A 12,879-nucleotide genomic window follows, 5' to 3' on the forward strand; every position below is an offset into this window, starting at 1 on the left:
CGTTGCAGATCGAAAGGACCACGGATGCCATCAGCCGTCATCACCGGAAGTGGGCCGACCACGTCGACCCTGCCGCAGCCTCGTGGCGACCTGAGTGCCGCGACCGTCGCGGCCCTCACCGGGGCGATGCCGTGGGACCGGATCCCGCGGGTCCGCCCGTCGAGCGAGGAGGACGGGCTGCTGACGGCCTGGATCGCGCACGAGCTGCACCACCGCGGCTTCGCCGACGTGCAGGACGCGGAGTGGACGCCGGAGCTCATCGCCGTGCGCAACGAGGTCGAGCGCGACCTGGAGGCGCGACTGCGTGAGCGCGCCGTGGGTCGCCTGCCCGAGTCCGCCGATCCCGACGTCCTGCTCGAGTACGTGCGCAACGACGACGGGCCGTCGCTGGCCGCGCACGTGCAGCGCTCCGCCACGGCGGAGCAGGTCCGCGAGCTGCTCTGGTATCGGTCGATCTACCACCTCAAGGAGGCCGACCCGACCGCGTGGACCGTCGCACGGCTGCCCGGTCCGGCGCGCGCCGCGCTGGCCGAGCTCCAGTACGACGAGTACGGCGGCGGTCGTCCCGAGCGGCTCCACGCGCACCTGTTCGCCGAGGGCATGCGCGCCCTCGGCCTCGACGCCCGCGAGGGCGCGGCGATCGACGACGTGCCGGTCGAGGTGCTCGAGATGAACGTGACCCTGACGATGTTCGGCCTCCAGCGCCGGCTGCGCGGGGCCTCCGTGGGCCACCTCGTGGCGTTCGAGGCCTCCAGCTCGGGACCGTCGCGCCGGATGGCGCGCGGCCTGCGGCGGCTGGGCCTGCCCGAGGAGATCGCGGCCTACTACGACGAGCACGTCGAGGCCGACGCCGTGCACGAGCAGACCGCCGCGCGGTTCATCGCCGGCGCGCTGGTCGAGGCCGAGCCGCACCTGGCCGAGGACGTCGCGTTCGGCGTCTTCACGTGCCTGGACCAGGAGAGCCGGTTCGCCACGGCGATGTTCGACAAGTGGGGGATCTGATGTCGCGCCGCGTCGATCTGAGCGTGTGCCCCAACGGACCCCTGCTCATCCGCGGGGACATCGGCGTGCGCGCCCCCGACGGCGAGATCCACCGCACCGAGAGACCCGTCAGCGCCGTGTGCCGGTGCGGCAAGTCCGCGTCGCTGCCCTGGTGCGACGCGACCCACCAGGCGATCAGGACCCGATTCGACGACGAAGGAGAGTCCCATGAGTGAGGACCAGAGCGGCTTCCCGCCGCAGCAGCAGGAGCCCCCGGGCCGCACCGACGTGATGGAGCCCGTGCCCGACCACGGCGAGGAGAGCTACGTCGGCACCGGCCGGCTGGAGGGCCGCAAGGCCCTCATCACCGGCGGCGACTCCGGCATCGGTCGTGCGGTCGCGATCGCGTACGCCCGCGAGGGCGCCGACGTCGCATTCACCTACATGCCCGAGGAGGTCGAGGACGCCCGCGAGACGTCGCGCCTCGTCGAGGAGGCCGGCCGGACCTGCCTGGCCATCGAGGCCGACTTGCGCGACAGCGCCACGTGCGACCGCGTCATCGCCCACGCCCACGACGGCCTCGGGGGCCTGGACATCCTCGTCAACAACGCCGGCTACCAGATGGCGCGCGACGAGGGCCTGGAGCAGATGGACGACGAGCGCCTCGAGCGCACCTACACGACCAACGTGCTGGCCCTGCTGTGGCTCACCCGCGCCGCGCTGGCGCACTTGGGTCGTGGCTCGTGCATCATCAACAACACGTCGATCCAGGCGTACGAGCCGTCGACGAGCCTGCTGGACTACGCCTCCACGAAGGCCGCGATCAACAACCTCACGGTGAACCTCGCGGCCGAGCTCGGCCCGCGGGGGATCCGCGTGAACGCGGTCGCGCCCGGCCCGATCTGGACGCCGCTGCAGCCCGCGACGCAGCCCGTGGAGAAGCTCGAGCAGTTCGGCTCGGACACGCCGCTGGGTCGCGCGGGCCAGCCCGCCGAGGTGGCGCCGGCGTTCGTGTTCCTGGCGTCGGAGACGGACGCGAGCTACGTCTCGGGCACCGTCCTGGGCGTCACCGGCGGAAAGCCGGTCTTCTGATGCTCCAGGCCACCGAGCCCGAGGCGCGGTCGACCACGTTCGGCGGCCGGTCGATCGGCTACGACGAGCGCGTGCTGACGCCCCGCCCTTGGACGGAGGCGCAGTCGGCCTGGGCCCGCGAGTGGCTCGACCGCGTGCCGGCCGGTCCCGTGCTCGAGGTCTGTGCGGGGGCGGGTCACATCGGCCTGCTCGCCGTGGCCGGCACCGGAAGGCACCTCGTCCAGGTCGACGCCGACCTGCACGCCTGCGTGTGGGCCTCGCGCAACGCGCGGGCGTGGGGCGTGGACTCCGACATCCGTCACGGTGGGATGTCGGAGGTGCTGCTGCCCGACGAGCGCTTCGCCCTCATCATCGCCGACCCGCCGTACCTGACCTCGGACGGCGTCGGGCAGTTCCCGGAGGACCCGCTGACCGCGATCGACGGGGGCGCCGACGGACTCGACCTCGCGCGCGAGTGCCTGACCGTGATCGCCCGGCACCTGTGCCGCGGCGGCGTCGGCCTGCTCCAGCTGCGCGACGAGGGGCAGGGACGCGATCTCGAGGCCGACGCGGCCGAGCGCGGCCTCACGATCGCCGAGAGCCGGCAGCTCGACGGCGGCGCCGTCCTGCTGCTGCACCGCACCACCGAAGGAGGACAGCATGGACAGCACGCCGAAGACCGGTGACCAGGCGGAGGGCAAGGCCGCGAAGCTGGCCGACGAGCTCACCGTGGACCCGCAGCACGCGAGCGTCTCGGAGCCGGGCGGGAACGAGCAGGAGGCCGGCACGGAGACGGTGCCCGGCGTCGAGGGCCCCGCGGGGGTTCCCGACCTGCCGACGCCCGACGACCCCGGCACCGGCGGCCCCGGCGACGAGGGCGAGGACGACGACGCCTGACCGTCCGCCCGTGCGGCTCAGCTCCGGCTGAGCCGCACGGGGCCGGTCGCCCCGAGCTTGTCGGGATTGCGCACGATGTTCATCGTGACGACGACCCCGTCCTGCACCACCGCGGTCGCGATCGCGGTGATCGCGCCGGCCTGACGGGTGACGAGGCCCAGCTCGCCGTTGATCCACGCGGCCTCGACGACGACGTCGTCGGGCATGACGCCCGCGAGGAACCGCAGCACCTTGTCGCGCCCGACGATCGGGCGCCGGGCCGCGCTGACCTTGCCGCCGCCGTCGGACACCAGCACCACGTCGGGGGAGATGACGTCCAGCAGCTGCTGGAGGTCGCCCTCGGCGATCGCGCGCTGGAACCGCGCCACCACCTCGGTGCGCTCGCGCGGTGTCACCTGCACGCGCGGCCGGCGCGCGGATACGTGCGCCCGTGCCCGCCGCGCGATCTGGCGCACCGTGGCGGGCGTGCGGTCGACCGCGGCGGCGATCTCCTCGTAGGGGACGTCGAAGACCTCGCGCAGCACGAACACCGCTCGCTCGGTCTCGCCGAGGGTCTCCAGCACGAGCAGCATCGCCGTGGAGACCGAGTCGGCCAGGGCCACGTCGTCGGCGACGTCGGGCGCGGTGACGAGCGGCTCGGGCAGCCACGGCCCGACGTACGACTCGCGCCGACGCGCCAGCGTGCGCAGGCGGTTGAGGGCCAGGCGCGTCGTGATCCGCACGAGGTAGGCGCGCGGGTCGTGGACGTCCTCGCGGTCCTCGGCGCTCCAGCGCAGCCACGTCTCCTGCACGACGTCCTCGGCGTCGGCGGCCGAGCCGAGCATCTCGTAGGCGACCGTGAACAGCAGCGCGCGGTGCGCCGTGAACTCGTCGAGGACGGACGTCACCGCACGTCCGCCAGCGGCAGCTCGCACACGTCGCTGAAGCCCTGGCTGGCCAGGCCGGCGGCCAGGTTGAAGCGCGAGCGCTGGTTCTCCACGGCCACCATCATCGTGAGCTCGACGAGCGCCTGCTCGCCCAGGGCCGCGCGCAGCCCGGCCACCTGCTCGTCGGTGACCGTCGGCGGGGTCGCGGTCATCGCCTCGGCGTAGGCCATGACGTCGCGCTCGAGCTCGGTGAAGGCGTCCGACTCGCGCCACCGCGGGACCTCGCGCACCTTCTGCTCGTCGAGGCCCTCGTCGTGGGCCAGGTAGTAGCCGAAGTCGAGGCACCAGCTGCAGCCGATGCTCGCGGCCGAGGCCATCACGGCGTACGACTTCAGGTGCGGGTCGAGAGCGTCCCACGTCGCGACGCGGCGCTCCCACGCCAGCACGGCGCGCAGCACCTTGCGGTGGTTCCACAGCACGGGCACGAGGTCGGGCACGCGGCCGTACATCCGGCGCGCTGCGGCGCTCACGACGCGCGCGGCGGGGGAGTCCATCGGGGCGGCGGGGATGCGGAACGTGCTGGGCATGGTGTCTCCTTCATCGGACCTCGGCGAGGTCGTCCGACATCAAGACACCGGTCGCGACCGATCCGTGACACCCGGCGCTCGACGGCCGCTCCCGCCGCCTGACCTGGCGCCGCGGCTTGGCTGGCAGAGCGGTGAGTCGTCAACCCCATGGCAGCCCGATTCGGTTGGTGACTCACCGCCGCTCGGCGGGAAGGGTTGACCTCTCACCGCTCCTCAGCGGTCGGCTGATTCAGTCGTCGAGGTCCTCGGGGGAGACGACGTCCTGCCGGTACTGCTCGCGCAGCCACTTCAGCGCCGCGTCGTGGGCGTCGCGATCGGCCGACGTCACGGCGCCCTCGGCGATCAGCACGCGCAGGTCGTGGGCGTAGGCGGTGGCGGCGGTCATCGCGAGGCACGCCTCGGTGACCACGCCGCCCACGATCAGCTCGTCCACGTCGAGGGCGCGCAGCCGCTCGAGCAGGTCGGTGCCGTGGAACGCGTCGTCGCGTCGCTTGACGATCTCGACGTCGGGCCGCAGGTCCAGCTCGGTGAGCGTCTCGGCGCCCTGCGTGCCCTCGAGCACCACCGGCTGGTCGTCCTCGCGCATGTTGAGCGCCCACGTCGACTTGTCCTCCGGCAGCACCGTGCGCGCCTCGATCACGGGCACGTCGTGGTCGCGGGCCCAGTCCGCCCAGCGCTGCACCGCGCGGACCAGGTCCGAGCGCTGCTCGGCCAGCGGCGGCGGGTCGAGGAAGTCCTCCTGGAGGTCGATGAGAAGGAGAGCACGCATGGGTCCATCCTGCCGGGGCCCCCGCGTGCTCGCCTCCCGGGACGACCTACTTCGGAGGCATCCGGATCGCGCCGTCGACGCGGACCGTCTCGCCGTTCATGTACGAGTTCGTGACGCACTCGACGACCATGCTCGCCAGCTCCTCGGGGTGGCCGAGGCGCTTGGGGAAGTTGACCGACTCGCCGAGCTTGGCCTTGAACTGCTCGGCCGCCTCGCCCTCGCCGTAGATGGGGGTGTCGATCAGGCCGGGGGCCACGGTGTTGACGCGCACGCCGATCGCCGCGAGGTCGCGCGCGACGGGCAGGGTCATGCCGACGACGCCGCCCTTCGACGAGGAGTACGCCGCCTGGCCGATCTGGCCGTCGAACGCCGCGACGGACGCGAGGTTGCAGATCGCGCCGCGCTCGCCGGACTCCAGCGGCTCGGTGCGACCGATCGCGGTGGCGGCGAGACGGATGGCGTCGAAGGTGCCGATCAGGTTGATGGCGATGACCTTCTTGTAGGCGTCGAGGTCGTGCGCGGACTCGAACGAGCCGTCGCGACCGACCGTGCGCTGGGCCCAGCCGATGCCGGCCGAGTTCACCAGCACGCGCAGCGGCGCGAGCTCCTCGGCGGCGGCGACCGCCGTCTCGATCTGCGAGGTGTCGGTGACGTCGACGTGGATGAACACGCCGCCGACCTCGTCGGCGAGCGCGCGGCCCGCGTCGTCGTTGAGGTCCGCGACGACCACGCGCGCGCCCTTCGCGGCGAGCTGGCGGACGACGGCGGCGCCGATTCCCGACGCGCCTCCGGTGACGATGGCTGATGCTCCAGTGATCTCCATGTCCTGATCCAACCATTCCGGCGGTGGTCCATGCTGGAGGTGCCGACACACCGAGGAGGACCCACCGTGGCCGTGGAGCGCGTGATGCCCAGCGACGAGGCGAGCGACCTGATCGACCTGACTCGCCAGATCGTCGACGACCAGCTGCGCCCGCGCGTGGACGCCGACGAGCGCTCGGCGACGTTCCCGCGCGACGTGTTCCGCACGCTCGGTCGGGCCGGGCTGCTGGGGCTGCCGTACGCGGAGGAGTTCGGCGGCGGCGGCCAGCCGTACGAGGTCTACCTGCAGGTGGTCGAGGAGATCGCCACGGCGTGGGCCAGCGTCGGCGTCGGCACGAGCGTGCACGCGCTGAGCTGCTTCGGCCTCGACCACGCGGGCACGCCCGAGCAGAAGCAGCGGTGGCTGCCCGACATGCTCGGCGGCGAGCTGCTCGGCGCGTACTGCCTGTCCGAGGCGCACGCGGGCTCCGACCCCGCCGCGATGCGCACCACCGCGAAGCGTGACGGCGACGACTACGTGATCCGTGGCGCGAAGGCGTGGACCACGCACGGCGGCCAGGCCGACTACTACAAGGTGATGGCGCGCGCCGAGGCCGGCATCACGTGCTTCCTCGTGCCCGCCGACGCCGAGGGACTCGCGGCGGACGTGCCCGAGGACAAGATGGGCCTGATGGGCTCGACGACGGCCACCATGCTGTTCGACGACGTGCGGGTGCCGGTCGAGCGCCGGCTCGGCGACGAGGGCCAGGGCCTCGCGATCGCGCTGGCCGGACTGGACTCCGGTCGGCTCGGCATCGCCGCGGTCGCCACGGGCGTCGCCCAAGGCGCCCTCGACACGGCCGTCGCGTACGCCAGGGAGCGCGAGGCGTTCGGCGTGCCGATCATCGACCACCAGGGTCTGACGTTCCTGCTGGCCGACATGGCCGCGGCCGTCGAGAGCGCCCGCGCCACGTACCTCGCCGCCGCGCGCCTGCGCGACCTCGGCCGCCCGTTCTCGCGGCAGGCCTCGATCGCCAAGCTCGTCGCGACCGACAACGCCATGAAGGTCACCACCGACGCCGTCCAGGTGCTCGGCGGCGCGGGCTACACGAAGGACTTCCCGGTCGAGCGCTACATGCGCGAGACCAAGGTCATGCAGATCTTCGAGGGCACCAACCAGATCCAGCGCCTCGTCATCGGGCGCGACCTCAAGAAGCGCGGCTGACCCCCTCTTCCACTCTTGGAACGCGTTGAACCGTTTCCGTCCGCGAAACGGTTCAACGCGTTCCGAAAGTGGGGAGGGGAGCCGCGCCAGAACGCTCGCGGCGGCTGGCTCAGGCGGCCGGGACGAGGTCGTGACGGCACAGCTCGACCACGGACTCGGCGGGGGTCGAGCGCAGCCGGGCACCGCACGAGTCGAAGACCTCGCCCATCCGGGAGGTGTAGCCGAGCAGGAAGCTGGTGCTGATGGCGTGGGCCGCGGCGGGAGCGCGCCGCGCCGGGCACAGGGTGGCCAGGCGCGTGAGGGTCGCGACGAGGCCCTCCGGGTCGGCCGGTGCGAGCCGGAAGACCCAGCGCGGCAGCACGGGCAGCGCCGTCGCGGCGGCGGACGAGGCGTGGACGAGGGTGGTGCCCAGCCCGGCCACCGCGAGGGTGGCGGCCGTGACGTTGATCGTGCCCAGGACGCGGGCGCGCACGATGGCCTCGGGTGAGTCGGCCGAGTCGGTGGTGCCGCCCGCGTGGACGACCGAGACGACGGGCCCCGCCTCGCGGGCCGCCAGCATCAGCGCCTCCACCGAGCGCAGGTCGGTGACGTCGGCCACGATCGACTCGGCCGAGACCCCGGGGGAGTCCAGACGGTCCAGGGCGCGCACCAGCCGCTCGCCGCGTGCGTCGCTGAGGACGACGTGGTGGTCGCGCGCCAGCAGGCGTGCGGCGGCCAGCCCCGTCTCGCTCGCCCCGCCCGTCACGACTGCCACCCGGTGCGTCACGTCGACCTCGTTCCCGGGACGCGCCACGCGTCCCACCCGACCCATCCTGCGCGCGGCCGGACGCCGGGGCGAGGCTTTCGGCGACATTCCCGAGGTATCTGGAAACCGCTGGGATTCGAGTGACTTTCGCCACCGGCGGGGTCACCCGGAGTTACACCGGTCACGAATCCGTCCTGCGATTCGAGGACGAACCCGCCGCATCTTGGACAAGTCCCTGACGCGATCAAGTGACCCGCTGGTAACCTTCGTCACATTACCTGCCGGTACACACAGGATGCGGAGAGAAGATGGGCGACCTCGGTTACAAGTTGAAGGTGCTGCGGCGAATCGGGCTGCTCAAGGCCCAGAACCCCGTCCGGTTGGTGAAGGCAGGCAAGAAGCTCGCCTCGTGGGGTCCCGGATTCCCGTCCGCCGTCGGCGCCGCGGCTGCCCGCAAGCCCCAGCAGGTCGCGATCATCGACGACGCCGGCCAGCTGACGTGGCGCGAGACGAGCGACGCCATCAACCGCCTGACGCAGGCGTTCAAGGACAAGGGCTTCGTCCCCGGCGACCCGATCGCGGTGCTGTGCCGCAACCACCGCCACATGGTGATCGCCATGGTCGCGATCTCACAGTTCGGCGGCCGCATGCTGCTGCTCAACACGATGGCCAGCGGCGGCCAGCTCACCGAGCTGGTCAAGCGCGAGGGCGCCAAGATGGTCATCCTCGACCAGGAGTTCCTGCCCGTCGCCGCCGACATCGACCGCGAGTCGATCGTCGTGGCGTGGGAGGACGACGAGACCCACGGCCTGCCCACGCTGGGCAGCCTGGCCAAGGGCCTGTCGCCGGCCGACCACCCGAAGCCGGCCAAGCCGGGCAGCATCGTCATCTTCACGTCGGGCACCACCGGCCTGCCCAAGGGCGCGAAGCGCAAGGAGCCCGAGAACCTCGAGCCCCTGCTCACCTACTTCGGCGCGATCCCGTACGAGGGCAACTCCACCGTGGTCGTCGCGGCGCCGCTGTTCCACTCGTGGGGCCTGCTGAACTTCGGCTTCGGCCTCTCGACCGTCCCCACCTACGTCCTGCGTCGCCGCTTCGTGCCCGAGCAGGTCATCCGGGACATCGCGAAGTACAAGGCCGAGGTCCTCGTCGTGGTGCCGCTCATGATGCAGCGCCTCGTCGACGCCGATCCCGAGGTCATCAAGAACCACGACGTCTCCAGCCTCAAGATCACCGCGTCCAGCGGCTCGGCCCTGGCCGGCGAGCTGGCCACGCACTTCATGGACACGTTCACCGACTCGGTCTACAACTTCTACGGCGCCACCGAGACCGGCTGGGTCACGATCGCCGGCCCGAAGGACCTGCGCGACGCGCCGGGCACCGCGGGCCGCGTGCCGTGGCACACCGTGGTCAAGGTGCTCGACGAGAACGGCCACGAGGTCCCGCAGGGCGAGACCGGCGTGATCCACGTCGGCAACTCGATGATGTTCGCCGGGTACACCGACGGCCGCACGAAGGACTTCCGCGACGGCCTCATGCACTCGGGCGACCTCGGCTACTTCGACGAGGCGGGCCGCCTGTTCGTCGCCGGCCGTGACGACGACATGGTCATCTCCGGCGGCGAGAACGTCTTCCCGCGCGAGCTGGAGGACGCCCTCATCGAGCACCCGAAGGTCCAGGACGTCGTCGTCACCGGCATCCCCGACCCGCAGTGGGGCCAGTGCCTGGCCGCCTACGTCGTCGTCCGCGAGGGCGAGGAGCTCTCGCAGGACGAGGTCGTCGACTACGCCAAGCAGCACGTCGCCCGGTTCGCCGTGCCGCGTGCGGTGATGTTCCTCGACGAGCTGCCGCGCAACCCCACCGGCAAGGTCATGAAGCGCAACCTGCCGGCGTTCGAGACGCTGTCCTGATCGACGCAGGTCCCCGCGACGCCCGGTCCCTCCTGGGGCCGGGCGTCGTCGCGTGCCGGGTCCCTACGCACCCGGGACCAAGGGCCCGGGAAAGTGGGTCACTTGGCCTCATCCCGGGGCGCGCGGCGCTCCGTAGCGTCAGTGATGACGACGCAACGACGCGGAGTCATCGCACAGGAGGAACAGATCATGCGCCGCTCGGCATTCGACAAGCTCATCTCGTGGACCGGACTGGCCCTGGCAGGACTGCTGGTGGTCGTGGGCGGCCTGGCCTCCTGGGCACACTTCTTCATCGACGACCAGGTGCAGTCGCAGCTGGTGGCGCAGCGGATCACGATGCCCGAGGGCGACGCGCTGACGAGCCTGTCGGACGCGGACCGCGAGGCGCTCGAGCCCTTCGCCGGCAGCCCGCTCGACACCGGTGCCGAGGCCCGCGCCTTCGCCGACCACTACATCCTCGCCCACATGAACGCCTCCAGCGGCAACCGCACGTACGAGGAGGTCAGCGGTGAGTTCATGGCCCTGTCCGACCAGGAGAAGGCCTCCGAGGCCGGCCAGCAGGTCGCTGCGCTGCGGCAGTCGCTCTTCATGGGCAACACCCTGCGCGGGATGCTCCTGAACGCCTACGCCTTCGGCACCATGGGCCTGATCGCCGGGCTGACGGCCATCGCCTCCTTCGCCGGAGCCGTGGTCCTCGCGGTCCTCGCCGCCCTGGGTCTGCGTCACTCGAAGACCCGCGACGCCGAGCTGGCCAGCATCTGACCGACCCGACACGAGCGGCCGCCCGGAGCCCCGGGCGGCCGCTCCTCGTCGCGGTGACGGTTTCCCCGGTTAACCGGGGAAACCGTCACTTCACGAGGTTTGCGAACCACGTGAAGTGACAGGAAACCTCGTTCAGTCGCAGAGGACGCTCAGAAGGGCGGCCAGGGCACGGCGGGCATGTCGCCCTCGGGCGAGGGAAAGACGCCCTCGGCCAGCAAGCGGTCGCAGCGACGGTGCAGGGCCGCCAGCTCGGGCTCGCCGAGCCACTCCGCGAGCGTGGTGCCGAGCTCGGCGTCGAGGCCGTCGCGGACTCGATGCACGCCGCCGAGCTCGTCGTCGGAGAGCGACTGTCCGAGCCAGCCCCACAGCACGGTGCGCAGCTTCGGCTCCTCGTGGAAGGTCAGGCCGTGGTCCACGCCGTGCCGGTGGCCGCCGGTCATCGCCAGCACGTGCCCGCCCTTGCGGTCGGCGTTGTTGACCATCGCGTCGAACACCGCCATGCGGCGCAGGCCGGCGGAGTCCTCGTGGACGAGCGAGACGGGCCGGTCCTCGGCGTCGAGGCCGTCGAGGACGTGGCACCAGCCGTCGGGGAGGTCGTCCGCCGGCACCAGCGTGACGGCCTCGGCCTCGAGATCGGCGTCCTGCCAGACCTGCAGCATCCCGGGCCCGTGGGGACCCTCGCCCCACCACGTGGGCGGGACGACGTCCCAGCCCGTGGCCTCCGACACCAGGCGCGACGCGACCTCGCGCTTCGCGAGGACGACGTCGGGGAAGTCCCACAGCGGCCGCTCGCCGGCGACGGGCTTGTAGACCACGCGGACGCCGTCGATCCGGCCGACGAAGGTGGCGTTGGACGCGGGCAGGATGCGACCCTCGAGCTCGAGGTCGCCCTCGAGGCTCACCAGGAGTCGTCCGTGGCGCCGCACACGTGGACGTCGCCGTCGATCGGCTCGAAGCACAGCGGGCACAAGGGGCGGCCGGCCTCGACGACCGCGCGGGTGCGCTTGCAGAACGAGCGGGCGGCGCCCACGGGGATGCGGACGTGCAGCACCTCCGACGGTCCCTCGGGCTCTGGCTCGAGCAGCGACTCGGGGGAGTCCTCGACGAGCGGGAACGCCTCGATCACGACCTGCGCCGTGGTGGGGTCGAAGCCCAGCGAGAGGATCCCGACCCGAAACTGCTCGACGACGGGGGAGTCCAGCGGACCGTCGTCGTCGAGTCCCTCGGGGGCCTCGGCCGGCACGCTGAACGGGTTGCCGTCCTGGGCCATGAGCTCGTCGAGGACCTCGTCCAGCTTCTCGGCGAGGGTGGCCGACTGCTCCTTCTCCATGAGGGCGCTGACGAGGTGCTCACCCGTGCGCGCCTGGAGGTAGAACGAGCGCTCGCCGGGACGGCCGACCGTGCCGATCACCAGACGGTCCGGCCAGTCGAACTCGTGCACCCGTTGCGCCATGGCACCCATGCTAGGAGCCCGTGCCGCACGCCGCTGGGCGCGTGGACGTGACACGGCTCATGCGATCAGGCACGAGGACCCGCGCCGCCGCCCACCGCAGCGTCGGCAGAGGGCTCGGCGGCCTTGAGCCACGACAGGTCGCCGGCCGAGGTGTTGACCGCGACGACGTCGGGCCGGCGCGACCCGTAGCGGACGATCGACACGGAGGCCGGGTCCACGTGCAGGCGCTGGAAGAGGTCGAGGTGCATGCCGAGCGCATCGGCCAGGACCGCCTTGATGACGTCGCCGTGCGAGACCGCGACCCACACGGCCTCGTCGCCGTGCTCGGCCGCGACCCGTGCGTCATGGCCGCGGACGGCCGCGACGCCGCGCGCCTGCATGGCCGCGAGCGACTCGCCGCCCGGGAAGGCCGCGGCCGCGGGGTGGAGCTGGACGGTCTTCCACAGGTCCTCGGCGGCGAGCTCCTTCAGGGCCCGGCCCTGCCAGTCGCCGTAGCCGCACTCGGTGATCGCCTCGTCGACGGTGGGCTCGATGCCGTGGCGTCCGGCGATCGCGGCGGCGGTCTCGCGGCAGCGCTCGAGGGGGCTGGTGACCACGTCGGCCACCGGGACGTCCGCGAGACGGGCGCCGGTGGTCTCGACCTGCTCGCGCCCGAGGTCGTCGAGGTGGATGTCGGGGAGCCGGCCCGCGAGGGTGCCGGACGTGTTCGCGGTGGACCGACCGTGCCGGACCAGCAGGACGATCGCCATGGCCTGAACCCTAGCGGGAGGCGGATGTGGCCGACGCCGCGGCGACCCGCCCGGTGCGGTGCA

The 12,879-nt window shown here is 72.2% G+C and carries 16 protein-coding genes; 8 read left to right on the forward strand and 8 right to left on the reverse strand.

What is annotated here, in order from left to right:
* Positions 1-24: 24 nt before the first annotated feature.
* From ACGWYL_RS10260 to ACGWYL_RS10280, 5 genes are read left to right on the forward strand one after another with little or no spacing between them, the layout of a single operon-like run.
* Positions 25-1,002 carry an iron-containing redox enzyme family protein gene (locus tag ACGWYL_RS10260; protein WP_269306062.1) on the forward strand — a complete coding sequence of 326 codons (978 nt, stop codon included), beginning with the start codon at positions 25-27 and terminating at the stop codon, positions 1,000-1,002.
* Positions 1,002-1,217 carry a CDGSH iron-sulfur domain-containing protein gene (locus ACGWYL_RS10265; protein ID WP_179425699.1) on the forward strand — a complete coding sequence of 72 codons (216 nt, stop codon included), beginning with the start codon at positions 1,002-1,004 and terminating at the stop codon, positions 1,215-1,217. Before ACGWYL_RS10260 ends, ACGWYL_RS10265 begins: the two co-directional genes overlap by 1 nt.
* Positions 1,210-2,073, forward strand: coding sequence for an SDR family oxidoreductase (locus ACGWYL_RS10270; RefSeq protein ID WP_179425697.1), 864 nt, complete (start codon positions 1,210-1,212; stop codon positions 2,071-2,073). The genes ACGWYL_RS10265 and ACGWYL_RS10270 overlap by 8 nt, the downstream gene beginning before the upstream one ends.
* Positions 2,073-2,738, forward strand: coding sequence for a methyltransferase (locus ACGWYL_RS10275; protein ID WP_395487119.1), 666 nt, complete (start codon positions 2,073-2,075; stop codon positions 2,736-2,738). The genes ACGWYL_RS10270 and ACGWYL_RS10275 overlap by 1 nt, the downstream gene beginning before the upstream one ends.
* Positions 2,713-2,949 carry a hypothetical protein gene (locus ACGWYL_RS10280; protein WP_269306067.1) on the forward strand — a complete coding sequence of 79 codons (237 nt, stop codon included), beginning with the start codon at positions 2,713-2,715 and terminating at the stop codon, positions 2,947-2,949. The genes ACGWYL_RS10275 and ACGWYL_RS10280 overlap by 26 nt, the downstream gene beginning before the upstream one ends.
* 17 nt (positions 2,950-2,966) lie before the next feature.
* Here ACGWYL_RS10280 and ACGWYL_RS10285 read toward each other — a convergent pair whose 3' ends face one another.
* From ACGWYL_RS10285 to ACGWYL_RS10300, 4 genes are all read right to left on the reverse strand, one after another.
* Positions 2,967-3,836 (reverse strand): RNA polymerase sigma-70 factor, encoded by an 870-nt coding sequence (locus tag ACGWYL_RS10285; RefSeq protein ID WP_395487120.1) that lies wholly within the window; start codon positions 3,834-3,836, stop codon positions 2,967-2,969.
* The gene (locus ACGWYL_RS10290; RefSeq protein ID WP_395487121.1) at positions 3,833-4,402 is read right to left on the reverse strand and encodes a carboxymuconolactone decarboxylase family protein; all 570 of its coding nucleotides are present in this window, start codon (positions 4,400-4,402) and stop codon (positions 3,833-3,835) included. Before ACGWYL_RS10290 ends, ACGWYL_RS10285 begins: the two co-directional genes overlap by 4 nt.
* Positions 4,403-4,631: 229 nt before the next feature.
* Entirely contained in the window at positions 4,632-5,171 is a 540-nt protein-coding gene (locus tag ACGWYL_RS10295; RefSeq protein ID WP_179425687.1) for a cysteine hydrolase family protein, read from the reverse strand.
* A 46-nt stretch (positions 5,172-5,217) separates the two neighbouring features.
* Positions 5,218-5,994, reverse strand: a complete 777-nt coding sequence (locus tag ACGWYL_RS10300) for an SDR family NAD(P)-dependent oxidoreductase (RefSeq protein WP_395487122.1) — start codon at positions 5,992-5,994, stop codon at positions 5,218-5,220.
* Between the two features lie 66 nt (positions 5,995-6,060).
* Between ACGWYL_RS10300 and ACGWYL_RS10305 the strand changes: the two genes are divergently transcribed.
* Positions 6,061-7,197: an acyl-CoA dehydrogenase family protein gene (locus tag ACGWYL_RS10305; protein WP_395487123.1), complete on the forward strand. Its 1,137-nt coding sequence runs from the start codon at positions 6,061-6,063 to the stop codon at positions 7,195-7,197.
* Positions 7,198-7,306: 109 nt separating this feature from the next.
* Here ACGWYL_RS10305 and ACGWYL_RS10310 read toward each other — a convergent pair whose 3' ends face one another.
* Entirely contained in the window at positions 7,307-7,990 is a 684-nt protein-coding gene (locus ACGWYL_RS10310; RefSeq protein WP_395487124.1) for an SDR family NAD(P)-dependent oxidoreductase, read from the reverse strand.
* Between the two features lie 260 nt (positions 7,991-8,250).
* Between ACGWYL_RS10310 and ACGWYL_RS10315 the strand changes: the two genes are divergently transcribed.
* Together ACGWYL_RS10315 and ACGWYL_RS10320 are read left to right on the forward strand one after the other, a co-directional pair.
* On the forward strand, positions 8,251-9,852 hold the full coding sequence (locus tag ACGWYL_RS10315; RefSeq protein WP_179425679.1) for an AMP-binding protein: 1,602 nt from the start codon (positions 8,251-8,253) through the stop codon (positions 9,850-9,852).
* Between the two features lie 189 nt (positions 9,853-10,041).
* On the forward strand, positions 10,042-10,614 hold the full coding sequence (locus ACGWYL_RS10320) for a hypothetical protein (protein ID WP_179425677.1): 573 nt from the start codon (positions 10,042-10,044) through the stop codon (positions 10,612-10,614).
* Positions 10,615-10,763: 149 nt separating this feature from the next.
* Here the strand turns inward: ACGWYL_RS10320 and ACGWYL_RS10325 are convergent, their stop codons facing one another.
* The 3 genes from ACGWYL_RS10325 to ACGWYL_RS10335 form a co-directional block, all read right to left on the reverse strand.
* The gene (locus ACGWYL_RS10325; protein ID WP_395487125.1) at positions 10,764-11,516 is read right to left on the reverse strand and encodes an SCO1664 family protein; all 753 of its coding nucleotides are present in this window, start codon (positions 11,514-11,516) and stop codon (positions 10,764-10,766) included.
* A complete protein-coding gene (locus tag ACGWYL_RS10330) occupies positions 11,513-12,067 on the reverse strand; it encodes a DUF3090 domain-containing protein (protein ID WP_179425675.1) in 555 nt (184 codons plus the stop codon). The genes ACGWYL_RS10325 and ACGWYL_RS10330 overlap by 4 nt, the downstream gene beginning before the upstream one ends.
* A gap of 65 nt (positions 12,068-12,132) precedes the next feature.
* Entirely contained in the window at positions 12,133-12,816 is a 684-nt protein-coding gene (locus ACGWYL_RS10335) for a histidine phosphatase family protein (RefSeq protein ID WP_179425673.1), read from the reverse strand.
* Positions 12,817-12,879 lie beyond the last annotated feature (63 nt).

This window comes from Aeromicrobium sp. JJY06 (assembly GCF_044069275.1).
GTDB classification, from domain to species: Bacteria; Actinomycetota; Actinomycetes; order Propionibacteriales; family Nocardioidaceae; genus Aeromicrobium; species Aeromicrobium tamlense.